Source organism: Vibrio japonicus, from assembly GCF_024582835.1.
Taxonomy (GTDB): Bacteria; Pseudomonadota; Gammaproteobacteria; order Enterobacterales; family Vibrionaceae; genus Vibrio; species Vibrio japonicus.
Genome location: NZ_CP102096.1, coordinates 1,563,947 through 1,586,802, shown reverse-complemented (window position 1 = coordinate 1,586,802; position 22,856 = coordinate 1,563,947). Strand labels below are relative to the sequence as shown.

Below are 22,856 nucleotides of genomic sequence, written 5' to 3'. Positions count from 1 at the left end.
CCCTGCTAATCCAGCAGGGCTTTTTGTTGTTCTCAACATTGGTTTATCTTGATGTCGACGTGGTTAAACCGCAAATATGGGTTTTTGTCGCCATTTTTATACCATGAGATAGGCATAGCATTCTGCAAGGCTGCATTCCTTAACAGTGCTTTCTCTTGCCTTGTTATGACAGTATAGGTCAATAGGCTATCTAAAATTCTACGCAGCACACTCGGCGTTAACTCTCCATCTCGGAAGTAGCGTTTAATTTCGCCGATGACCACCTCTAGCGGCACGATAGGTTCAAGTTCAGCGTTTTTAAGTGAGTCGACTTTGTATGAGCGAGGTGCATTTTCTCGAGCGAGTTCCCAATCTGGTTTTCCATTTTTGGTCACATACCCTTCACGAAAGCAAAAATAGCTAAATAGGAAGCGATCGATTTGTTGCCAGCGTTCGGCTCGTACTTCAAGGTAAATATGTTCAAATTCTAGCTCGAGATCGGTCATGATTACTTCTTTTTAAAACCAAGCCGCGATGATAAAGGCTAACTGGCCGCGACAGCAAGTGAATCCAGTCCGTGATGTTTCTTAATAGAAAGCAATAATTGCACCAGTAGCAAGATCCCCGTCACTCCAAGGCCAATTCCAATACCGCCCCAGATCCCAGCAAGACCAAAAGCGTCCATTAGCAGCCATGACGCTGGTAGTCCAAAAGCCCAGTAACCGATCGCTGTCATGATGGTTGGAGCCACCACAATTCTCATTCCGCGAAGTAAGTTGATCGCCAACAGCTGCCAAGCATCGACAATAAACGACAAGGCCACCACCCAAAGAACCGCGGTCAGTAACGTAGTTAGTGCAGGATCTAAATTAAACATGTCGGCAATGAGTTCTGGCCACAGTATGAATCCGCCAGCTATGACAATACTCAAAACCGTCGTAATACCAAAACTGCGAATAGCTGTGCGTTTAATGCCATCATAATTTCCTGCGCCAAAATCTTGGCCAACTAGAATGGCCGCTGCTTGCGAGAACCCGAAATTGATGTTCCATGTAAAACTCAGGCACTGAAGTAGGATTTGGTGGAGCGCAAGTGCAGCGACGCTGATTGTCCCCGCCATCAATGTGCCACCATAGATTAGACCGTGCTCCAAAAGTGCGGCAAGCGCAATAGGAAAGCCCATCGCAAGCAGAGGGTTCATCAACTTCCATGAATATTCGTCAAGGTTGCGCCAAGGTGCAAAAGAGACATATTTAGGGCGTTTAAATACCCAGTATCCATAACCTAGCATGACGATAAGTGCCGCCAAGGAGGTGCCAGCACCAAGGCCTGAAAGCCCGAAGCCGAATTCAAACGCCAGCACGTAGCTGATAGGCACATTAAGGGTGACGGTCAATAATGACATCACCATGATCGATTTGGTATTTCCTAACGCACTAGTCAGCCCTCGTAATACGAGCAGAATTAATGAAGGAAACATCGCCCATTTTAAGGTGTCCACGTAATCCATTGCGGGCTCGATAAGTTCTGTTGGTTGCTTAGCGAACGTGATGAGTTCAGGGACAAACGAAAAACATAGGGTGAGCGTGACAGAGAGTAAAGCAGACAATAGCACGGCACCTTTAACCGCTAAACGTATCTGCTGGTTTCCGTGTTCTGGTCTCGCGATTCGCTGGCCGTAGGCGATAGCAATCAAATTTGCCACACAACCTACTGTGCTGCTTGCAATAATAAAGATGAACGAGAAGATGGAGGCACCTAAACCGCCCGCCGCGATTGCAGACACGCTGAGACGCGACATCATCCACACATCGGTGAGCACCAAAGCCATCGCGATGAGTTGTGAAATAATCAATGGTAATGCCAACGTTAATATTTTTTTCATTATTTGCCTCGTGATCGTTGTCACATTAAGGTAAGCAATTTGGTGCTGGTGTTCAAATAACATTTATGCCACTCTGGTATGAGTTGAAGTTATGTGAATTCGCTTATGTATCCTTATCAACATCTTCCTTATTCGCACAACGCATTTAAAGTGTTTGAATCTGTTGCACGCCTTATGAGCTTTACGAAAGCGTCTGAAGAACTGAACGTGACGCAAAGTGCGGTGAGCCGACAAATTAAACAGCTTGAGAATGATTTGAGCTCATCTTTAGTTATTCGAAAGCACCGTTCGATAGAGCTGAGTGAAAGGGGAAAAGAGTTATACGAAGTATTAAGAAAAAACTACTCGAATTTGGACGCCTTAATCGCCCAATGGCAAGCTCCGAGTAAAAGTCGTATCGTCATCAAAAGCGCATTAAGCTACGCGACACGAGTACTCATGCCCCAAGTCGTTTGGTTGAATGAAAAATACCCGGAACATGAAATCGTCATCATTCCATCGATCGACGAAGATCCCGTTCTTGAAGCGGAAGACTGCGATTTACTCATCATCAATACGCGACAAGGTGATAAATACGCAGGTAAGCGAGGTGTTACTTTTTTAAGACATGAATACATGGCCCCGGTTTATTCCGAACTCCTCTCTAACAAAGAAATCCAACTCGATGATTTACTTTCTCTACCACATTTACATGCCACCCTTGATCATCAAGATTGGAAAATATGGTTGAAAAACGCCAAGTTGCAAGGCGTTAAAAAGGGGAGGGACACGGTGTTTTACAGCTTGGATTTAGCACTGAGCGGGTGTTTATCTGGTCAAGGTGTCACAGTCACAGACTTGCTTTTGGTACTGCCTGAAATAAAGCGTCAGTTCTTGAAATGTCCTAAGAATATCTCGCTGCAGCACAGTGACTGGCAATATTACTGTTACCAAAAGAAACGCTCTCCAATTACTGACGAATTACTTAACTGGTTAGTCACGCAAACCCAATCCGATGAGAAAGAGCTGATCCGTATTTGCGATAAGTTTGATTGGAGCTATCAAGAGGTCACATTCACTGAACAACGCTGAATCAATTCACTTCAATGGCGGCAAAACTTATCTATCACGGGACTCTGAAAAGAGCAGATGATGCTAAAATTGATGTATTTCCAAAAAGTTAATATGAGTAAATTATTGATGATAAGAAAAAAACTAACAATGCTTGCACTGATGTTTATGACGTTGGTGATGGGAGGCTGTGCTACCTACAGTATTTCAGAACAAGAGATGACAAAATACTTGAATGACAACGCGAACTTAAATCAGACCGTTGGTATTGAGAACGTGATGTACGCGCAAGTGTCAGTCGATGATCTGGAAGTGAAAATTGGTCGAGCAGACAAAGATCGTGTTTCAGTGTTTGCCAATACGAGCGGTAAAGTGCAAATGTTGAATGATCGCAAGCGAGAGTTGGATATTGACCTCGAATTTAGTGCGATTCCTGAATATGACAAAGAGACGGGAGAAATTTTTCTGAAGTCGCTAAGACTAGAGCACTTTGATGAACGTAGTCAGTTGTTTACCCCTGAATTGAAGACGCTGTTAAAACCCGCGGTATCATTGATTGGCTACGCACTTTCTCAGCAGCCAGTCTACAAACTCGATAGCGCTCAAGTGAAATCGGTGCTTTTGAAATCAGCAAGCCCGAATTTAGTGGTAAAAGATAATAAATTAGTGATTGAGCTATTCGATTAATTCATTGAACACATGGAGACAGGGATGAAACTCTATATTGGTAACCAAAACTACTCGAGCTGGTCATTGCGCGCTTGGCTTATTTTTGAGCAGTACGGGTTAGACGTAGACATTATTAAGCTAAAGCTCTTCACAGAGGATTTTTACAACACGCTTAATCAAGTATCGCAAAACGAAAAAGTGCCGACGCTTGTCGATGAAGGGCTGGCGATATGGGATTCAATTGCGATTCTGGAATACGTGAACGAAACGTACTTAAACGGAAAAGCATGGCCCGAGTCGAAAGAGGAAAGAGCCATAGCAAGATCGATCTCTGCTGAAATGCATTCTGGCTTTTCCTGCTTACGCAATGAATTACCAATGAACTGCAGGGCCGCACGACACGTCGAATTCAGTGATGGTGCGGTAAAAGACATCGCACGAATCGATGCTATTTGGTCCAAACAGATGGAAGAGCATTCAGAAGGTTGGCTGTTTGGAGAGTGGTCTATTGCGGATGCAATGTATGCGCCTGTTGCACTGAGGTTCAAAACTTACGGTATAGAACTCTCTGACAAGGCAAAACAGTATCAGCAAAAGCAACTCAACAGCGCGGCTGTACAAAAATGGCTCGCGGAAGCAAGTTTAGAAACGGACATTGTCGATGAGGACGAGGCTGGTATTCCTGCTTAAGTTAAGTCGGTAGTAAATCAGCTCCTCTTTTATAAGAGGGGCTGAACTTGCATTTATCATTTATAGAGCAACAACCTGAGCTTTTGTGAGCCTAGAAATCATAGTTTCACGGCGAAGGTCGAGTATTTCATCGATCAACTTTTGTTTTGCGCTTAGCCCAAAGTGCTCGGCATAGTTATTAATTTTGACGATCTCGTCAGTTTGTAGGCGGTAAACTTCGCTTTTCAAACGTGTTTTTACTTCTCTTTTTATCAAACCTTGTTGCTGCAATAGCTGCACGATTCTTTCGTCTTTTGGATGAATTTTCTGTCCCATGTGAATGATATAGGTGTTAATCAAATGACTCGGTGAGACTACTTGTCGAGTATGACAACAACATGAATAACTTAAGTGTCAGGGAGAGATTTTCCAAAAGTGGGGAAGTGGTTAAGGATTAAGTAGGCTATAGGGCTAAAACCGCTGCAAAGGTTTTACCCCTTGTGCGCTAGGTTGGTCAACACAGTCATTAGTTTTCGGTGAGGTGGCATGCGTTGGTTTTTTGTTCTCTAAACACGCCAAGTTGTCCATTAGGTTGAGCAGCGCATCTTGTATTAATGGCTCACTCGCCACATGCCCTGACAAAGGAACAACTTTGAAGTTAAATTCTGGATTCGCTTGATACAACTGCCATCCTTGTTCTAGCGGGCAGACCATATCATATTGTCCTTGGATAATATGACATGGCACGTCCGTTAACGCGAATGGCCTCGACAATAGAGGCTGATCGATAAAACAGTCATGGATACAGTAGTGAAGTTGAATCCGTTTAGATTCATTAGCAGCAAGTTGTTCAAAGTCTGGAGACTCTGCCGTTGGTTGTGGTGTTAACGTAACCAATTGATTCTCCCATACGTCAAGTGCCTGTTTGAGCTTGAGTTTAAGCGGCTCATCTTGGCCATTTAAGTGACGATAAATGCTTTCAATCGGTGATGACTGCTCTTCACTAGTGAGTAAAGACATCAATGTAGCCCACTGGAAAGGAAACAGTTTTGCAGCGCCTGAATGACCATAGACCCAATCAATGTCTTGTTTACGGCCTAGAAAGACGCCTCTTAGCACCAGACCCGCGATTCGCTCTGCATGCTTCTGCGCATAGATAAGCCCCAAAGTTGCTCCCCAAGAGCCACCGAACAAAATCCATTTTTCGATCTTAAGATGCTGCCTGATCTGCTCCATATCCGCGACTAAATGCGCGCTAGTATTGTCCTTAATCGAACCATAGGGCTTGGAACGGCCACAACCACGCTGGTCAAACAGGATGATTCGGTAGTTGCTGGGATCAAACAGTCGGCGATGTGATGGTCGACAACCTGAACCTGGGCCACCATGCAGAAACAGCACGGGAATGCCATCTGGGTTTCCGCACTGCTCCACATAGATGTGATGACACTGCTCCCCCTGTGCCGCCTTCATCGGTAGCATAAAGCTTTGGTAAGGCTCAATCTCAGGATAGAGCTCTCTTTGCGCCTCAATAACCATCCTATCCTCGACGACTCACTTGTTTAGGTTCAAAGCTATAAATAGCGACCACAGAGACCACTAATGTTGCGAAAAATACAACACCAAAGGCTTGAACGTTCAGTTGTTGATAAAGGGCAAAGCGCAAGAGCTCAACGCAGTAGCTAAACGGATTGAAGTTGCAGATCCAAAATAGCCACAAACTCGCTTCTTTCATTTTCCATAATGGATAAAGGGCACTGGAAAGAAAGAACATCGGAAAGATGATGAAGTTCATCACCCCAGCAAAGTTCTCTAGCTGCTTAATCAAATTGGATAGCAGTAAGCCGAGCGCACCAAGAAAAAATGAGATTAAGAAGATTGCGGGAATAGCCGTGAGATAACCGAGTAAAGGGGTATCAACCCCCACCATCTGCACAATTAACAGAAAGATACACACCTGAACAAGTGATAATACCGCCGTAGAAACCAGTTTCGACAGCAGCAATAGCGGCCTCGGCAATGAACTCATCAACAACAACTTCATACTGCCCATTTCTCGATCGTAAACCATCGAAAGTGAACTTTGCATGCCATTGAAAAGCACAATCATGCAACACAATCCTGGGGTAATATATTGCTGATAAGTAATGTAGGTTCCATAAGGCTCCATGATCGAAACCCCGAGCGCAGCACGGAAGCCGGCTGCAAACACGAGCAACCACAATAATGGACGAATCAAAGCGCTCAGTAAACGACTTCTTTGCTGCACAAAACGCAGAAACTCACGTTTGATAACACCAATGAAACAGTAACGGTATTGTTGAAAACTCACATGATCTCCGCACTATCTGTAAGTATGTGGTAGAGCTGATAAACCTGTTCAGCCTTGTGTGTACAGCATAATTCCGCACAGATACCTTGAGCTTTGACCTCACCGCGGTTAAGCACTATCAGGTTATCCTGCTCACATACTTCGTCCATTAAATGCGTCGTCCAGACAACGCAAATCCCTCTGGCTTGAGCCAGTTTTCTGATATGACCGATGATTAACTGACGGCTTTCGTTATCTAAACCCACCGTCGGTTCATCAAGCAGTAAATACTTAGGTTGATGCATCAAAGCTCTGGCGATTTCGAGCCTTCTTCTATGCCCGCCATTAAGGGTTCGAACACGATCGCTTAAACGTTGTGACAGCTTTAAATCTGTCAGAATATCATCGATATTGGCGAGTGCTTGCTTGGCAGAAAGACCGTGTAGAGATGCGTGATAAAGTAGGTTCTGCTTAACGGTTAAGTCTAAATCTAGTGTGCTTTGTTGAAAAACCACGCCTAGCAGAGCGCGAACGGCTCGCGGTTGCTTAGTTAAGGAGAGATCGCCATAGGCGATGTCTCCTTGCTTGCTGACATAAAGTCCTGTCAGCAATGAAAACAGCGTGCTCTTGCCTGCTCCGTTTGGTCCGAGCAACACATTAACCCCTGAATTCAGCTGCAACGAAACCTGCTTCAAAACCGGCTGTCGGCCGTAGTCATAGCTTAGATCCGTTACCTTTAGGGTCATAGTGTATCCTTAATCGCCACGCCCCAAGGGTAGCGTCCTACTTTAACTGACTTAACGACCTTGTGTTTATTCGTATCAATCACAGAAACATCACCACTAACACCATTTGTCGTCAGTAATAAGCTCTGATCCTTATTGAAACCTAGTTGCCATACTCGGCGACCAACCAGCAGATACTCTTCAATGGTTAAGTCATCACGCTTAATCACAGCGACATGGTTCGCTGGGCCTAAAGCAACATAGGCATACTTACCATCGTCACTTAATTCAACGCCAACAGGTTGAACACGGTCTTTATGGATTCCATCAATTTCAAAGGTAAAGGTTTTAATGATCTTACGCGTTGCAACGTCAATCACCACCAGCTCGCCACCGATTTCAGAGCTCACCCATAAACGCTTACTGTCTTTAGAGAACATTGCCGATCTAGGACGCTCAGCGACTAGGGTGTTATCAAAATTCTCGTTCGTTTCCGCATCAATCCAATGGACCATGTTAGTGGTTTCTGATGTTACGATTACGATCTTGCCATCAGGACTAACCGCTAGACCTTCTGGCTCGACACCGACATCAATTTGGGTTTTCACTGAGCGGGTTTCAATATCAATAACCGTGAGCAGGGCATCATCTTCGTTGGCGGTATAGATGGTTTTGCCATCGGGATGAAGCGCGAGGGTTTCTGGGTCTTCACCGGAAGGAAGCTCACCAATAATCTGCTCGGTTTTGAGATCAAGAATTTGGATGGTATCTGAATCACTAGCACAGATATAAGCAAGGGTTTGATCGTGATTAAAGACGATTCCGCGTGGTCTTTGTCCTACCGGAATCTTTTTAATCACCTCCAGTGAACTCATATCAATCACTGAAATGTCGTCATCTTTTTCGTTGGTCACATAAGCCTGTTCAGAGGCATTAGATAGCGTAGGCGTTAATCCTACTAATGCACCAAATAGACAGCTGACGAAGAATGCAGGTTTCATAAAATCTCCTTTTTCGAAACGCAGTTTGTTTCCTCAACATCAAAACCTAATGTGTCGAGTTCTGTTTTTGGGTGTAACACCCCATTTTGTGGAGAAAGCGAGACTAAGCCATGGGGTTGCACCAGTGCCATTGGCATTCTCAACTGACCATTCCATGCTCGATAGCTGAGCTTTCTCCCTTTATAAGCTGCTAATGCAAAGTCATCCGACTTAATGAAGTTGGCGATCTGTTGTGAATCAGCACTTTTCTGCTCATGCACTGCCAGACCGATGCTACGCACCGCCAGGTAAGCACTAAAATCGAGCTCATTCATTCTTCGGTTAGCTTGTTGATAAAAACGCTTTTGAAGTTGAGCGGCGCCCCATTGTTCGATCACTGAATGCCATGACAACGCCTCTAATCCTGCCGACCCGACAACAGGTCGTGGTAAGTAAGTGTTGAAAGGCAGATACTCAGCAAAGTCTTTCGATTTATCAGCGACATAAACCACGTCATACTCTTTTAACGTCTGAGTAAACAGTGGCACTTCCTGCTGTGCACTACGGCGAAGATCCGAATTAAACGTCCATTGTTTTTCCTCGATCAGCTTTAAACCAAAACGTTTTGCCGAGCGTTGAAACGACTGACTTAACTCAGAATCTTCATCTCTTTCACCACTGACAACCAGCACTTGAGTAAGACGCTTATTCAGCAACCACTGAGCAATAGCGTCTGAGCGCATCGCGTTACTTGGTACGGTATGAAGTACTGAAGTTAAACACTGCTTGCTACGAAACCGATCAGATGATTCATTAACATTGAACAGCAATACTGGTTTATCTTGCGCCCACTGATCCGCTTTAATCAGTGTCTCTGCTGCAAGGTCGACCACAAAGAGTCGTGTACCCAGTTGATAGGAGTTATCTAGACTGGCCAAAATATCATCAGCCAGATCTGACTGCTCAAACGTCAGGTGGAAGCTTTGCTTAAGAAATTTTCCGGTACTGTTTGAATCAGCCAGGCCCGCCAAGGCACCTTGGTAGCCACTATCTTCGGCTTGCTCTATCACATTAGATAAAGCGGGGGGACGCTTAATATTTTGTTTTAAATAAGCGATATTAATTTCAATCGGCTCTACGTTTTTAGCGGATGAAATAGTGGAAATAAAACACAATAAAAGGACACACATAATCAAAGATATTTTATTTATATTTTCCATCCGATCTTCCTTACCGTTTTCGTTATCTAGCTTGCTAAACTTTGATTAGCTTATATCAAACTTATTGACGTTGAAAATCAGTCAAATTAATAAATAAAAACCAAAAAACTCATAATAATCATACGTATACATATAATTCTCAACATTCTTCCTACCGGACTACCTACTAAAGGATGAGAAAGAAAGGCTCCAAAGTGTAATTAGAATCGGTCTGCTTGGTCACTAATATTGAAATCAGAATAAATTGAAGTTAGTGAAAGGAGATTCTAGTGAAATTATTGAAACCAAGCCTACTTATTGCCCCGATATTATTGACAAGCTCTTTTAATTTGCACGCTCATGGGGCTGTAACACCTCAGTCAATTAACACCTCAGAGTTACCTCAATTAGGGGAAGAGTGGATTGAGGAGAATCCTTACCGTAAAGAAACCGGTGAAACCCTGAAAAGCATTATCGAATTAGGCGCTTCTGCCTATAACCAAAACTGCGCTCGCTGTCATGGCCTTGAAGGCATCTCAGGTGGTATCGCTCCAGACTTACGATTCCTAACCCCAGATTTTGATGGTGATGAGTGGTACGGTTATCGCGTACAAAACGGTGCGGTTCGTAATGGTGCTGTTTACATGCCAAAAATGACTGAGCACTTGTCTCAAGAAGCACTTTGGTCGATCAAAACATGGTTAGAGTCTATCAGTGAAGATATTTAAACATATTTGCCTTGCGGCATGTGTTATTGGTAGCACCGCCGCTTGCTATGCTCGTTCTTACGACGACATTATCGAAAGCGATTTTATCTCGGTAGCCATCTATCGTGATTACCCGCCTTTCTCATACCTTGTTGATGACGAACCTAAAGGTATAGATGTGGAAATCGCTCAGCAGATTGCCAAACAAATGGGGCTCGAACTCAAACTGAAGTGGATGACTGCTGATGAAAACGTCGAGGATGATTTAAGAAACAACTTGTGGAAAGGGCACTATCTGGAGCGCACAGTCGCCGACTTGATGCTTCGTGTTCCTTACGATAAGGCCTACACCCTGAGTCGCGATGATATTGGTGAATTGGTCCATGAACAGGTGCATATGTTCGCCCCTTACCATACCGAGTCTTGGCAGATCATCTATGACAGCAGCAAAATCGACTCCGTTTCTACTATGGCGGTCTTTCAATACCATTCTATCGGTGTTGAAGTTGATTCAATACCGCAATTTTATCTCTCCTCGGCTCTCGGCGGCCGGATGAGAGACAGTGCTCAACACTTCCCGACAACCGTCGAGGCGGTTGAAGCGATGCAAGCAGGTCAGGTTGATGCAGTAATGGGACTTCGTAGCCAAGTCTCATACTTGCAAGGCCAGCTTAATCGTGAGCAATACCAATTGGCGACCAATGCTTTTCCTATGATCGGTCAGCAGCAGTGGGAAATTGGGATGGCCGTCAAAAGCCAGTATCGCCAGCTTGGTTACGCGGTTGGTGACATTGTTCAGGAGATGATTGAGCAAGGCCAGATGCAATCAATATTCGACAAATACCATGCCATTTACCAAGCCTCAACATCCTACTAATCCCCCTATACGCCTACGACTAAGTGATGAAGTTAATCCCTACCGCAGGCGAATAGGCACAACGTTACGGACAACATACGCTGGTACAACTGAGTGTTACAAGCCGAGAGTTACAAGCGCAGAAACCAAGCGAGCTGACCAGATGTTCAGTAAGCAAAACTACACAAATTCACACTAGGTGATACCCCAAATGCAGCACCTTCGCCTACTGACTAACTCACAATCCATCGAGGGACAATGATGATAAAAGCGAATAAGAGCATGAAGCTGTCTTTTTCTCTAAGCATTAGTTGTTTAGCACTTGCACTGAGTAGTGCAGTGAATGCTAATGTAACAGACAAAGATATTACCGACGATCAGATGACGACCGATGATGTCGTCTCATACGGCCTGGGACTTAAAGGTCAAAGATACAGTCCTTTAACCAAAATCAATGCCGATACCGTTGAGGAGATGCGTCCTGCATGGGCTTTCTCTTTGGGGGGTGAAAAACAGCGTGGACAAGAGTCTCAACCACTAATAAAAGATGGGGTTATGTACATCACAGGGTCATACTCTCGTATGTACGCTATCGACGCCCGTACGGGTGAAGAACTCTGGCAGTACGACGCGCGTCTACCGGATGGCATAATGCCATGTTGTGACGTAATCAACCGTGGTGCCGCTCTGTATGGCAATCTGGTTATATTCGGTACCTTAGATGCTAAGCTGGTTGCACTAAACAAAGATACTGGTAAAACCGTATGGAAAAAGACAGTTGCTGATTACAAAGAAGGCTACTCGATTACCGCTGCGCCTATCGTTGTTAAGGGCAAGGTTATTACAGGGATCTCAGGTGGTGAATTCGGTGTAGTTGGACGAGTGACGGCGTTTGATGCAAACAATGGTGAGATGGTTTGGGAACGTCCAACGGTTGAAGGCCACATGGGCTACATCTGGAAAGATGGAAAAAAAGTTGAAAATGGTATTTCTGGCGGTAAGCCAGGGCAGACTTGGCCGGGCGATCTATGGAAATCAGGTGGCGCAGCCCCTTGGCTAGGTGGTACTTACGATCCTGAAGTTGACCTGTTGTTCTTTGGTACAGGTAACCCTGCACCTTGGAACTCTCACTTAAGACCTGGCGACAACTACTTCTCATCTTCACGTCTAGCCATTGATCCAGACACAGGCAAAATCGTATGGCACTTCCAGACGACACCAAACGATGGTTGGGATTACGATGGCGTAAACGAGCTTATCTCGTTCAACTATCAAGAAAATGGCAAAACCGTTAAAGCCGCAGCGACTGCTGACCGAAATGGTTTCTTCTATGTACTTAACCGTGAAAATGGCGACTTTATTCGAGGCTTCCCATTTGCGGATAAAATTACTTGGGCTTCTGGTCTAGATAAAAATGGCCGCCCGATCTTCCTTGACAGTAACCGCCCTGGTAACCCTATCGATTCGACAGACGGTAAGAAAGGGAAAACGGTTGTTGCAGCGCCGTCTTTCCTAGGTGGCAAGAACTGGATGCCAATGGCGTACAGTAAAGATACCGAGCTGTTCTATGTCCCATCTAATGAATGGGAAATGGATGTCTGGAACGAACCTGTTACTTATAAGAAGGGCGCAGCCTACATAGGTGCTGGCTTTACCATCAAAGCAATCAATGATGACTACATTGGCGTATTACGTGCCATCGACCCGAAAACAGGTAAAGAAGTTTGGCGTCATAAAAACTATGCACCGCTTTGGGGGGGCGTGTTGACCACCGCTGGTAACCTAGTCTTTATGGGTAACCCTGAAGGCTACTTAATGGCCTTTGATGCTAAAACAGGCGACGTAAAGTACAAGTTTAACACTGGCTCGGGTATTGTTGGCTCACCAGTTACTTGGGAAATGGACGGAGAGCAGTACGTTTCAGTTCTTTCCGGCTGGGGTGGCGCGGTTCCTCTATGGGGTGGTGATGTCGCTAAACGCGTGAAACACTTCAACCAAGGTGGTACGGTTTGGACATTTAAACTACCAAAGACGTAAACCAAACCTAACGGAGTGAAAGGGCTGTAAAATCAGCCCTTTTTATTGATTGTTTTTCACCAACCTGAGTGTTGTAGTTTCTCAGGCTTAATCGCCCACTTAGCAATTGTTTCACTCGATACATCGCTGTTTCAGAGAGCGAGCGTTTCCTCATTCATCCCAAAAGTCATGAGCCACGGTTGATTAAGACCTTGTTGGACTGATTTCTACGACTAATTCCACCTTTCTTACTACTAATGGATGAGAAGAGCTGCCTTGTCACAAAAGGTTATTCCGCTAAGATGAAGAGTAAGTCAATTAACAAGAGACGCTGGGTATGTACAAAGTCTTGATTGCCGACGATCATCCGCTTTTTAGAGACGCGATCGTTCATATTTTAGGAAGTCAGTTCCCAAACAGTACGACTTATGAAACGGAAGATATCGCTTCTACGATCGAGTTTGCCAAAGCCAATGACGATATTGATCTGATTATGCTCGACTTGAATATGCCTGGTATGACTGGGCTAAACGGTCTGCTTGATCTGATCAACGAATGTCCTACAACGCCTGTCGTGGTGGTATCTGCAGAAAACAAAAAGCAAGTTATCCTCCAGACCATTGCCTATGGTGCGGTTGGTTTTATCGCTAAATCTTCTTCCAAGGAAACCATTGCTGAAGCGATAGAAAACGTGCTTGAAGGAAACATCTATTTGCCGGCGGATATTATCCGTACTCAGGCGACCACAGCGACTGTCCAGGAATCGCCATTGACGCCTGAGATGTTGTCATCGCTTACACGCCGACAGTTAATGGTCTTAAAATGCATGACCAAAGGGGAGGCAAATAAGCAAATTGCCTACAACCTCAATGTTTCTGAGACCACGGTTAAATCTCATGTGTCTTCGATTCTGAAGAAGCTCGGGGTGAGTAATCGCGTTCAGGCTGTACTTGGTTGCAGTGATATCGACTTTAATCAGTATCTCAAGCGTTAGCACTACTTAAGCAAGTAGTGCATAGATGTTTTCAGTTTCATCGGCTTAACCGGCTTGTGAAGCAGCAGCATGCCATTGTCTTTGACCTGATTTTTTAGCTCTTCACTATAGTTAGCGGTAATCATCAGCGTAGGTAGCGGATTTGCTCTGTCTACGCTGATGGTTTTTGCTACATCAAGTCCATTGACGCCATCATCCAAGTGATAGTCAACTATCAACAAGTCGACGTTATCTGTCGCTGTATCGACTTTTGAACGCAGTTGTTCGATGCTGGTGGCGATAGTTAGGTTATATCCCCAGTTAGTGAGTAGCTTGTTCATTGCGTCACAGATACTAACGTCATTATCAATCAGCCATACATCACGACCGACAAGGTTGGTGTTAGCGAATACTCGTTCCAGATGATCGGCTTGTTTTGGAAGAGCAGACATATGTCCCAGTGACACATCAACAGAAAACACCGAGCCTTTACCTTTCGTTGAGCGTACATGAATAGGGTGTTCCAATACTTTGGAAAGCTTATCGACGATCGATAGCCCTAACCCAAGACCGTTACCATATGCCTTTGATGAAGATTTTAAGCGTTTGAACTCTTCAAAAATCACGGAGAGCTGATCTTCAGCAATACCCGCACCGTTATCCCACACTTGGATTGATACCTGCTCCCCTTGCTTGCGACAGCCAATCAATACTTTGCCGTTATCTGTGTATCTAAATGCGTTAGAAAGGAAGTTACGCAGAATACGCGCCAGTAGCACGCTATCAGAATAGACGACACCCTCAAATGGCACATATCTTAGTTCAACATTGTACTGACCAGCGCTGTAGCGGTACTCGTTGACTAGGTTAGTCAGTAGTTCTCCGAGATTGAAGGCGCTCTTATCTGCTTTGACTACGCCAGCATCGAGTTTGGAAATGTCGACTAAGGTACTGATTAAGTTCTCTAAGTCGTCGAGGGAGTTTGAGATAGAGTTAAGTAGCGACTGGTTTTTTTCCTGCTTTAACTGCACAGAGAGCGAGCTGGTGAACAGTTGAGCAGCATTGAGTGGTTGCAGCAGATCATGACTGACAGCGGCGAGGAATTTGGTCTTCGATAGGTTTGCTTGCTCTGCTTCACTTTTCGCTGCGGTGAGATCGAGCTGCGCACGTCGACGCTCTTCCACTTCGCCGTGCAAGATGTCGTTGAGTCGTTGCAACTGAGAGGTACGCTCTTTGACGCGTAGCTCAAGTTGGTCGTGCGCTTTTTGCAGCGCTAAGGCGTTTTTGTGTCGAGTGGTGACATCACGCACTAGGACGAAAAATCCGAGGACATTGCCAGCATCATCCTTGTTTGGCACATAAGATTTATGCAGGTAGGCCGTTTCGCCTAAATGGTTGATCTCTTCGACCTCAAAGTTAACGCTCTCGCCTTGAAGTGCGCGCGATACATGGGGTTGAAGCGTACCAAAGTCACCATTAATTCGACTCGCTCGCAAGTCCATACCGTACAGTTCGCCTTGCTCTCGACCATACCAGTCGACGTACACCTTGTTGGTAAACTGAAACTTAAGATCTGCACCCACATACGCAATCATTGCTGGTACGTTATCGGTGATCAATCGCAATCGACTTTCACTTTGCTTAAGTGACTGCGCATAACGGTGCGAACTGGTGATATCAGTGAAGGTCTTGATCAGTTTGCCGTTGCTAAGGCGATGATCTTTTATCTCAATCACGTGGCCGTTGGGTAAGGTCTGTACACTGCTGGCGTTGCGCTCGCTATCCAGTGTCTGCGGCATCAGGTCTAGGTCAGTGGCGTTAGTTAAGTTAGAGATAAAGGGTTTTCTGCACAGGATTTGTGGAGATAGATTACTTATTTCGAGAAAACGCTTGTTCCAGATTTCGACCTGATCATGCTGGCTGACTAACATTACGCCTTGAGATAGGTTATCGACCAGACTTTGCAGCTGCTTCGACTTCTGTGCCATAGCGTGCTCGTAGCGTTCACTTTCAGCGTGTTTGAGTGCGGTAATGTCTTTGTACAACATCACCCAGCCGCCTTCTTGAGTACGATGCTCATTGAGCTGAAACCAACGGTTATCAGCTAGACGGTAAACCGAACTGTTATTGCCATCTCCGGGATAAGCCTGAGAGATGATGCCACGGGTTTTGGCCAGCGTTTTAAAGTCATTAAGATTGGTCCCTTCTTCAATACGCAAACCTACCTGTTCCCAGTAACGAGAGAAGTGGCTGTTCTGCAAAATGATCCGACCGTCACTGTCGAGTAAAACGAACGCATCTGAGATACTTTCAATGGCATCGATAAAACGTTGCTTGAACAGGTTAGCTTGCTCATTTTCAGCTTTCAGGGCACGTTTACTGCGTTCAAGTTCAGCTAGGGTTTCGTTGAGCGTCTGGGTCGTCTCTTTCACTTGTTTGGCAAGTTGAACTGAGTGTTCAAAGGTGGCGTAGGGTTGATTACCGACACTGCCACCATCTTCAATGCGTTCAATCAGTACCTGATTAATTTTCCGTAGCTTTCGGTTCTCTTCCAAAAGGCGGTTGTTTTCTTCCACCAGTTGTTGATCACTCATAGACTTCTCCCGACAGGTAGACGCCAGTAAAGGTTTGATTTAGGTGCGTGCCGTTGATGTGCTCGCCATAAGTGTTGAAACCAAAGATATTGTATTGGCTTTGCAGTTGACGCATTGGCTCTAGCTGTTGGCGTTGTTCGATTTCCAATCGACGTAGAAAACAGTCGCAGGCGAGGACGCATTCCGCTTGATTGAGAGTCTGCTCAATCGTCGACAGCTTGTCAGCTAAGGTTCCTGTGATACTTCCCATCTCAACAGCACTAAGGACGATGCCGGTGTCCACCGCACAATAGAAGGTCAGGCTGAGGTCATCATGATTGACCTTCTGAATAGAGCGGGCGTAGTACTTGCCGCCCACTTTGACTGCTAATGGGTATAGCGAGAATACTTCCGGATTGAGTTGAGACACTTCTAAGCCAAGAATACGTGCATACTCTTGTGCAGCGGGCTCTGAATTGAGCTCCAAAACGGTTCTGGTTTGCGAATCCGCACAGGTGACGACCAACTTCTCTTTTGATGATTCGATATGGTTGGAACTAAACACTTCAAATCGGCAGCGCGAGTGAACCATAATCACCACAGCGGCATTTTGAATAAACGCTCCCTGATGATAAACATGAGTATTGGCCAGATTGATGTCGTCACCGGCTGAACCGCCAAAGTGAGGCAGTCCGCTAGCCGCCATATTGAGCACACTAAGCAGTTGCTCTTCCTTGGCTGACAAGCCATCAATTAGGGTTAACAGGAAAGAGCGGTATTGATTTCCTTCGCCAATCCCTAGATTACACGCTTCACTGAGTTGGTTGATTTTGCTTTGTGCGGTAATCAGGTCAAATGAGTCGAACTGATCGATGACTGCCGCGTTAATCGAGAAGTACTCGGGTGAGAACCAGATCGCGATGATAGAGTGTTGATCATAGCCCTGATTGGTCACTTCTCCTGCCGTTGTGCAGCCCGCAAGCTCAATGTCGGTGAACTGTTCGCTCAGTGCAGCCGCTAATTCATTAAGTGGGTAGACAGCGGAGCAGTAAAACAACACAAATCCATTTTGTGGTTTACCTAATTGTTGATAGATGTCTTTACTGGCCTGGATGGGTTCCGGTGACTTACTGATAGCATGTTTGGTTATTATATTAGTCATACTTATCCCTGTATGTGACTTTGACTGTTTATGATCTCGTTAGTTAGCTGTAAAAGAAAGTGTCTAATGCACGTTTCAGAAACTTGACCTAGCAAATTTTCTAACTGGACGGAATCTAACGGGTCTTTTGAACCTTGCTCAATTTCAGCAAGCTGAACTGGGCTAACAGCCCCAGGCTTAATTAGGTGTTGATTGATTATTTTGTTTTTTATAAGTGGTAATGATTGTGCAATGAAAACTTTGTCATCCGCGATGCCACGTAATGCTTGAGTCAAATGACGTTGACGCTGGTTAGGTGCTCGGTCAAACACGCTATAAAAATAGAGTTGGCTTGTGTGCTCGCAGTAGTGGCTTGAGATGACGTAACATTCCCCCTTGATGCGTGGTAAAAGAAACAGAATAGAAGCTTGGATTTGATATTGTGACAGCCGGGCTATGAGCCTTTGACCTTCCGGAATTTCAAGACGAAACAGCCAGCAATGCTTGTCTACCACTTGATTAATGCCTTTGTCGAGTTCGTTAATCAGTGGGTGAAGTAACTGAGGTAGCTCAGGTGTTCTGCAACGTGAGTACTGGTTAATCAGGTTATCCGAATGGCTTGTTTGCGCATGCCCACTAGCAATCTCTGTTAGTTGTGGAATAACGCGGTTTAACTCACGAAGGCATTTATCCTTCTGTTTTTGTCTCGCTAATCTGGTCGAAGAATAAGGCTGCGCAGCCGGTGATATCTGAGCCAATTGGCTAATATGGGGCGGGCACAAAATCTGGCTAGAGAGTGTATGGCGATTGGCGCTGTCGAAGTTGTATAGCCTGCTGTAATAGAAGTTCATTAAGCGTTTGATTGAGTCTGGCTGTTTAGCCGACTCAATTAAGTAGCTGTGTGAGTAGGCTTTTTGGGTGTCAATTACGCTAATCAACGCTTTATGTATTGTCTCGGTCTGACTTGGATTAGCAAGGACTCTCAACGCAAATTCACCTGCCGAGTTACACTCATTCGTTAAAGGAAGCAGTTTTACCCCCATGCTTGAAGTCAACTTGCGCAGAGTGGGTTCGAGTTGCTTTATGTATTGGTAAAACTCGATACCCAGCCACCAGCTGACAACGCAGCTAGAATTCGCAATGCAGCCATAATCCACAGTGATTTGGGGAGCAGAGGGGGTGGCGGTTAGTTTAGAATCTAATTGCTTGGGTGATTCCGCGACATACTGAGCCAAAACAGAATCCAGTATGTTGTGCAGTTCATCAACATGTTCGAAGCTGGTTATTAGCTCAATGTTCTCGCAGCGGTAATAGCGGCGATGATAGCTCTTTAGTCTGTCGAGAGTAATCTCCGTCAATGTATCTGTTACGCCACCGTAGCAGGCGATACGTTGTGATGTTTGGTCACCCCTTAACACTTGCACTTGCTGTAAATAATGGGCGTTACTTTGATAGCCCAATAGTTCACGATAAATCACCCCTTGGTCAGTACCATCGAAAATCTCCTCAAGGCACTGTTCTGCTTCAATAACAGAGAACAAAATTCCGCACAGCAAATATCGTGCTGCTAAGTAAAAGTGTTCTCGGCATGACGATGAGAAGTGGAAGCAAGTGACACCATCAAGGGTCGACGCGTTGATTTGGACGTCAGTCAGAGCCAGCAACTGAAAAAGAGTGGTGGGGTTAGGGAATGATTGGCTCTGTCTGAATACTAAGTGTTCTAAGGCGTGGGCTATACCTGAGTCGTCCTCACTGGGTGTTTTAATAAACCAGGCACCACTGTAGCGTTCCGTATCGTTTTGAACTGGGATATTGAAATGGGTCAACCCAGACCGATGCGTATACTGATACGCCTCAGAATCTGGGTTGGTGTTAAAGCCGGAAAACGTGAACGATGGGCTCATAGTTTTTGCAAAGCGATATCTGCTTTACGTCTGCGATGCTGGATCGGCTTGGTCGGGTTAGAGGCTTGAGCAATGGCTTTGGCAACCAAGTGGTGGTCGTCTGACTTGCTGCATACTGGATCGGTACGATACATATCCCCCGTCATCATATAGGCCTGACAGCGGCAGCCACCGTGGTCTTCGTTCTTTTCATCACAGCCCTTACACGGTTGCGGCATCCATTTGTCGCCCCGGAAATGATTAAACGAGAAATCTTCAAACCAGATATGTTGCAGCGTTTTATCTTTAACATTGGGAAAGGTTAGAGGCAGGATTTTTGCGCTGTGGCATGGCAGAGCACTACCGTCAGGGGTGACGGTCAGAAACGTGCTGGCCCAACCGTTCATACACGCTTTTGGCCGCTCTTCATAGTAATCTGGAGTTACAAAGATAAAGTGCGGATCATCTTGGCTAGACTGTTGGCGGAACTGATTCACTAAGCTTTCCGCCAGTTCGAGCTGCTCTTGGCTAGGCAGTAGGTGATCGCGATTATCGAAAGCCCAGCCATAATACTGAGCGGTCGCCAGTTCAACATAGTCTGCTTTCAGTTCGCAGCTAAGGCGCAAAATCTCAGGGAGCTGTTCGATGTTCTGTTTCGAAATAACGAAGTTGAGCACCATAGGGTAGCCTTGTGCTTTGACAAGCTCTGCCATTTTCTTCTTTTGCTCAAAGGCGTTGCCACGGCCTGCAATGGCGTTGTTCAGCTCTGGGTCGGCAGCCTGAAAACTGATTTGAATATGGTCTAAACCTGCCTCTTTTAAGCGTTTGATTCGTTTCTCGGTTAGCCCAATCCCAGAGGTAATCAAGTTGGTATAGAAACCAAGCGAGCGACCTCGCTCGACCAGTTGCTCAAGATCTTTGCGTAGCAGAGGCTCACCGCCAGAAAAACCGAGTTGCACCGAACCGAGCTTACGTGCTTGCTCCAGCACACTGAACCACTGCTCAGTGTCGAGTTCATTAGCCTTATCGCCAAGATCGGTCGGGTTTGAGCAATAGGCGCAGTGCAGAGGGCACTCGTAGGTGAGCTCTGCAAGCAGCCACAAAGGCGGACCAAGATTGCTTGAATCAGACATAGCGAATCCACTTTTTATCGTGTGCGATAGTTAAGAACTCCTCAATATCGGTGAGGATATCTCCTGCGTCGGGAAACTGCTCCGTGAGCTTTTGATGGATCAAACTGACAGGGTCAACACCGTTAACCTGTTTTAAGATTTCCGCTGCGCTTTGGTTGAGCTTGACCATGCCTTCGGGGTAGAGCAACACATAACAGCTTTGTGCTTGCTCATACTGCAGGCGGAAAAGTGGGTTTAGCTCTGGGGTTGAATCGGTTGAAACCATTAAAAAATCCCCTTATGACAGTTTGGACGGTTTTCGAGATGCACATAAGGTGGCTGCTCGTAGTGGTAGGCCATCGACATAGCATCGAGCATCGACCATAAGATATCGAGCTTGAACTGGAGAATATTCAGTGCGTGCTCTTGCTGTTCGCGAGTTTGAAAGTGGTCTAGCGTGATTGCTAACCCATGGTTGACATCGCGGCGGGCCTGAGACAAGCGCATCTGGAAGTATTTAAGTCCCTGCTGCTTAATCCAAGGGTAGTTACTTGGCCAGGTATCGAGTCGACTTTGATGGATTTCGGGAGCAAACATCTCGGTCAGCGATGAACAGGCCGCTTCCTGCCATGAAGCGCGGCGAGCGAAATTTACGTAAGCATCAACGGCGAAACGAACACCCGGTAAGGTGTACTTTTCTTCGAGTAAGTCTTCGCGCGTCAGGCCGACGGCTTCGCCAAGGTTAAGCCACGCCTCAATCCCCCCTAATGTATCGTCATTGACAGAACCATCATGGTCGAGAATACGCTGAATCCAAGAGCGGCGGGTTTTGATATCACGGCAGTTGGCTAGAATTGCAGCGTCTTTAACTGGAATATTGATTTGATAGTAGAAACGGTTTGCTACCCAACCGCGGATTTGTTCAACACTACATTCACCTTTGTGCATCATGACGTGAAAAGGGTGGTGAATATGGTAAAGCTCGCTTTTTTCTCTTAGTTTTTGTTCAAACTCTTGTTTAGTCCATGGTTGTTGCATCACAGCCTCTCATATCGTTATTTCCATACCATCTGTGGCGATCTCTACGCCATTACTGATGACATAGTGGTGAGCGTCAGAGTCTTCGTTGAGGATTGGGTTGGTGTTATTGATGTGAATCAGTACTTTGCGTTTAATGTCGAATTTACTGAGTAGAGCAACGCTGCCATTTTCGCCGTTGACTGGCATGTGACCCATTTCTGAGCCGAGTTTGTTGCTGAAGCCTTTGGCGATCATTTCATCGTCTAGCCATAGGGTTCCGTCTACGAGTGCGCAGTCCGCAAACGCGAGCATGGATTCAACCAGTGGTGTTGATTCGACAATGCCTGGTGCATAGAAAAGGTACTTGCCGCTCGTGGTGTCGACGATTTTTAGACCGATGTTGTTACCTGGCACCACATCATCACGATATGGGGAGTAGGGTGGAGCGTTAGATTCCAAGTGGACCGGGAAAAACTCCAGTCCAGAGATACCTTCAATGGTAAAACCTTGCTGATGGTCGGTACCAATAGAGTGAAATTCCAAGCCACCGTGCCAGTGGCTCAGTACGTTGAATAACGGTAGTGCCGTGGTTAAGTCTTCGTGAACCACATCAGTGCAATAGACGGGTAGTGGCAACCCCTCGCGTAAGGTCAGCAGCCCAGTTACGTGGTCAATCTGGCTATCACTTAGAATGGCTGCGCGTATATTAGTGCCACGAGATTTATTTTTAGGCCACAGTTGCGGGGATTGGTTTATTTGCTGACGAATATCTGGCGAGGCGTTGATGAGCACCCAGTAGTTTCCATCCGCACTGATCGCAATGGAGGATTGAGTTCTAGGTTGTGCCTTGATAGTACCATTACGAACTCCGGCGCAATTATCACAGTGACAGTTCCATTGGGGGAAACCGCCACCCGCCGCTGAGCCCAGTATAAGAATATTCATTAGCGCGAATCCGTTCGTTGAATGGTGAAATAGAGTGATAGCATTAGTTCCCCCCACCTTTTGATAGGGGGATTTAATGGCTATCGGTTACTAATATATAAAGTAACTTCAAATCCTAAACGCATATCTTTAAAATCAGGTTTAGTCCACATATTGCTTACCT

23 protein-coding genes and 1 pseudogene are annotated in these 22,856 nt (G+C 45.6%); 7 read left to right on the top strand and 17 right to left on the bottom strand.

From position 1 onward, the window contains the following. Positions 1-32: 32 nt before the first annotated feature. Together NP165_RS07515 and NP165_RS07510 are read right to left on the bottom strand one after the other, a co-directional pair. Positions 33-485: a hypothetical protein gene (locus NP165_RS07515; RefSeq protein WP_257083360.1), complete on the bottom strand. Its 453-nt coding sequence runs from the start codon at positions 483-485 to the stop codon at positions 33-35. A gap of 38 nt (positions 486-523) precedes the next feature. Then, positions 524-1,864, bottom strand: coding sequence for an MATE family efflux transporter (locus tag NP165_RS07510; RefSeq protein WP_257083359.1), 1,341 nt, complete (start codon positions 1,862-1,864; stop codon positions 524-526). 105 nt (positions 1,865-1,969) lie between these two features. On the opposite strand from NP165_RS07510, the gene NP165_RS07505 reads away from it, so the two are divergent. The 3 genes from NP165_RS07505 (at position 1,970) to NP165_RS07495 (ending at position 4,273) form a co-directional block, all read left to right on the top strand. Continuing rightward, positions 1,970-2,935: a LysR family transcriptional regulator gene (locus NP165_RS07505; protein WP_257085565.1), complete on the top strand. Its 966-nt coding sequence runs from the start codon at positions 1,970-1,972 to the stop codon at positions 2,933-2,935. 108 nt (positions 2,936-3,043) lie between these two features. After that, the gene (locus NP165_RS07500; RefSeq protein ID WP_371133711.1) at positions 3,044-3,601 is read left to right on the top strand and encodes a YceB family lipoprotein; all 558 of its coding nucleotides are present in this window, start codon (positions 3,044-3,046) and stop codon (positions 3,599-3,601) included. Positions 3,602-3,625: 24 nt separating this feature from the next. Beyond that, a complete protein-coding gene (locus NP165_RS07495) occupies positions 3,626-4,273 on the top strand; it encodes a glutathione S-transferase family protein (protein ID WP_257083357.1) in 648 nt (215 codons plus the stop codon). Positions 4,274-4,333: 60 nt separating this feature from the next. Here the strand turns inward: NP165_RS07495 and NP165_RS07490 are convergent, their stop codons facing one another. The 6 genes from NP165_RS07490 to NP165_RS07465 form a co-directional block, all read right to left on the bottom strand. Then, positions 4,334-4,588 (bottom strand): hypothetical protein, encoded by a 255-nt coding sequence (locus NP165_RS07490; protein ID WP_257083356.1) that lies wholly within the window; start codon positions 4,586-4,588, stop codon positions 4,334-4,336. Positions 4,589-4,723: 135 nt separating this feature from the next. Then, the gene (gene pip, locus NP165_RS07485; protein ID WP_257083355.1) at positions 4,724-5,791 is read right to left on the bottom strand and encodes a prolyl aminopeptidase; all 1,068 of its coding nucleotides are present in this window, start codon (positions 5,789-5,791) and stop codon (positions 4,724-4,726) included. A 1-nt stretch (position 5,792) separates the two neighbouring features. Next, positions 5,793-6,584, bottom strand: a complete 792-nt coding sequence (locus tag NP165_RS07480) for a lanthanide ABC transporter permease protein PedC (protein WP_257083353.1) — start codon at positions 6,582-6,584, stop codon at positions 5,793-5,795. Next, positions 6,581-7,309 (bottom strand): lanthanide ABC transporter ATP-binding protein PedB/LutE, encoded by a 729-nt coding sequence (locus tag NP165_RS07475; protein WP_257083352.1) that lies wholly within the window; start codon positions 7,307-7,309, stop codon positions 6,581-6,583. The genes NP165_RS07480 and NP165_RS07475 overlap by 4 nt, the downstream gene beginning before the upstream one ends. After that, entirely contained in the window at positions 7,306-8,289 is a 984-nt protein-coding gene (locus NP165_RS07470; protein WP_257083351.1) for a PQQ-dependent catabolism-associated beta-propeller protein, read from the bottom strand. The genes NP165_RS07475 and NP165_RS07470 overlap by 4 nt, the downstream gene beginning before the upstream one ends. Further along, positions 8,286-9,488, bottom strand: coding sequence for a lanthanide ABC transporter ABC transporter substrate-binding protein PedA1 (locus tag NP165_RS07465; protein WP_257083350.1), 1,203 nt, complete (start codon positions 9,486-9,488; stop codon positions 8,286-8,288). Before NP165_RS07465 ends, NP165_RS07470 begins: the two co-directional genes overlap by 4 nt. 278 nt (positions 9,489-9,766) lie before the next feature. Here NP165_RS07465 and pedF point away from each other — a divergent pair, with 278 nt between their 5' ends. The 3 genes from pedF (at position 9,767) to NP165_RS07450 (ending at position 13,067) form a co-directional block, all read left to right on the top strand. Next, on the top strand, positions 9,767-10,195 hold the full coding sequence (pedF, locus tag NP165_RS07460) for a cytochrome c-550 PedF (protein WP_257085564.1): 429 nt from the start codon (positions 9,767-9,769) through the stop codon (positions 10,193-10,195). Further along, the gene (locus tag NP165_RS07455; protein ID WP_257083349.1) at positions 10,182-11,051 is read left to right on the top strand and encodes a substrate-binding periplasmic protein; all 870 of its coding nucleotides are present in this window, start codon (positions 10,182-10,184) and stop codon (positions 11,049-11,051) included. The genes pedF and NP165_RS07455 overlap by 14 nt, the downstream gene beginning before the upstream one ends. 240 nt (positions 11,052-11,291) lie before the next feature. Beyond that, entirely contained in the window at positions 11,292-13,067 is a 1,776-nt protein-coding gene (locus tag NP165_RS07450) for a PQQ-dependent methanol/ethanol family dehydrogenase (protein WP_257085563.1), read from the top strand. A 7-nt stretch (positions 13,068-13,074) separates the two neighbouring features. Here the strand turns inward: NP165_RS07450 and NP165_RS07445 are convergent. Continuing rightward, positions 13,075-13,215: pseudogene (locus NP165_RS07445) on the bottom strand (IS5/IS1182 family transposase); the annotation flags it as partial. 168 nt (positions 13,216-13,383) lie between these two features. On the opposite strand from NP165_RS07445, the gene NP165_RS07440 reads away from it, so the two are divergent. Continuing rightward, positions 13,384-14,040 carry a response regulator transcription factor gene (locus tag NP165_RS07440; protein WP_257083348.1) on the top strand — a complete coding sequence of 219 codons (657 nt, stop codon included), beginning with the start codon at positions 13,384-13,386 and terminating at the stop codon, positions 14,038-14,040. Between the two features lie 2 nt (positions 14,041-14,042). Here the strand turns inward: NP165_RS07440 and NP165_RS07435 are convergent, their stop codons facing one another. The 8 genes from NP165_RS07435 to pqqA all read right to left on the bottom strand — a co-directional run bounded on the left by NP165_RS07435 (position 14,043) and on the right by pqqA (position 22,845). Continuing rightward, positions 14,043-16,613, bottom strand: a complete 2,571-nt coding sequence (locus NP165_RS07435) for a hybrid sensor histidine kinase/response regulator (protein ID WP_257083347.1) — start codon at positions 16,611-16,613, stop codon at positions 14,043-14,045. After that, a complete protein-coding gene (nosP, locus tag NP165_RS07430; protein WP_257083346.1) occupies positions 16,606-17,754 on the bottom strand; it encodes a nitric oxide-sensing protein NosP in 1,149 nt (382 codons plus the stop codon). The genes NP165_RS07435 and nosP overlap by 8 nt, the downstream gene beginning before the upstream one ends. Before the next feature lie 2 nt (positions 17,755-17,756). After that, positions 17,757-19,637, bottom strand: a complete 1,881-nt coding sequence (locus tag NP165_RS07425) for a peptidase M16 family protein (RefSeq protein ID WP_257083345.1) — start codon at positions 19,635-19,637, stop codon at positions 17,757-17,759. Further along, a complete protein-coding gene (gene pqqE / locus NP165_RS07420; RefSeq protein ID WP_257083344.1) occupies positions 19,634-20,749 on the bottom strand; it encodes a pyrroloquinoline quinone biosynthesis protein PqqE in 1,116 nt (371 codons plus the stop codon). Before pqqE ends, NP165_RS07425 begins: the two co-directional genes overlap by 4 nt. After that, entirely contained in the window at positions 20,742-21,014 is a 273-nt protein-coding gene (pqqD, locus tag NP165_RS07415) for a pyrroloquinoline quinone biosynthesis peptide chaperone PqqD (RefSeq protein WP_257083343.1), read from the bottom strand. The genes pqqE and pqqD overlap by 8 nt, the downstream gene beginning before the upstream one ends. Then, a complete protein-coding gene (pqqC, locus tag NP165_RS07410; protein WP_257083342.1) occupies positions 21,014-21,766 on the bottom strand; it encodes a pyrroloquinoline-quinone synthase PqqC in 753 nt (250 codons plus the stop codon). Before pqqC ends, pqqD begins: the two co-directional genes overlap by 1 nt. A 9-nt stretch (positions 21,767-21,775) precedes the next feature. Then, positions 21,776-22,693: a pyrroloquinoline quinone biosynthesis protein PqqB gene (pqqB, locus tag NP165_RS07405; protein ID WP_257083341.1), complete on the bottom strand. Its 918-nt coding sequence runs from the start codon at positions 22,691-22,693 to the stop codon at positions 21,776-21,778. An 80-nt stretch (positions 22,694-22,773) separates the two neighbouring features. After that, positions 22,774-22,845, bottom strand: a complete 72-nt coding sequence (gene pqqA / locus NP165_RS07400; RefSeq protein ID WP_257085562.1) for a pyrroloquinoline quinone precursor peptide PqqA — start codon at positions 22,843-22,845, stop codon at positions 22,774-22,776. Positions 22,846-22,856 lie beyond the last annotated feature (11 nt).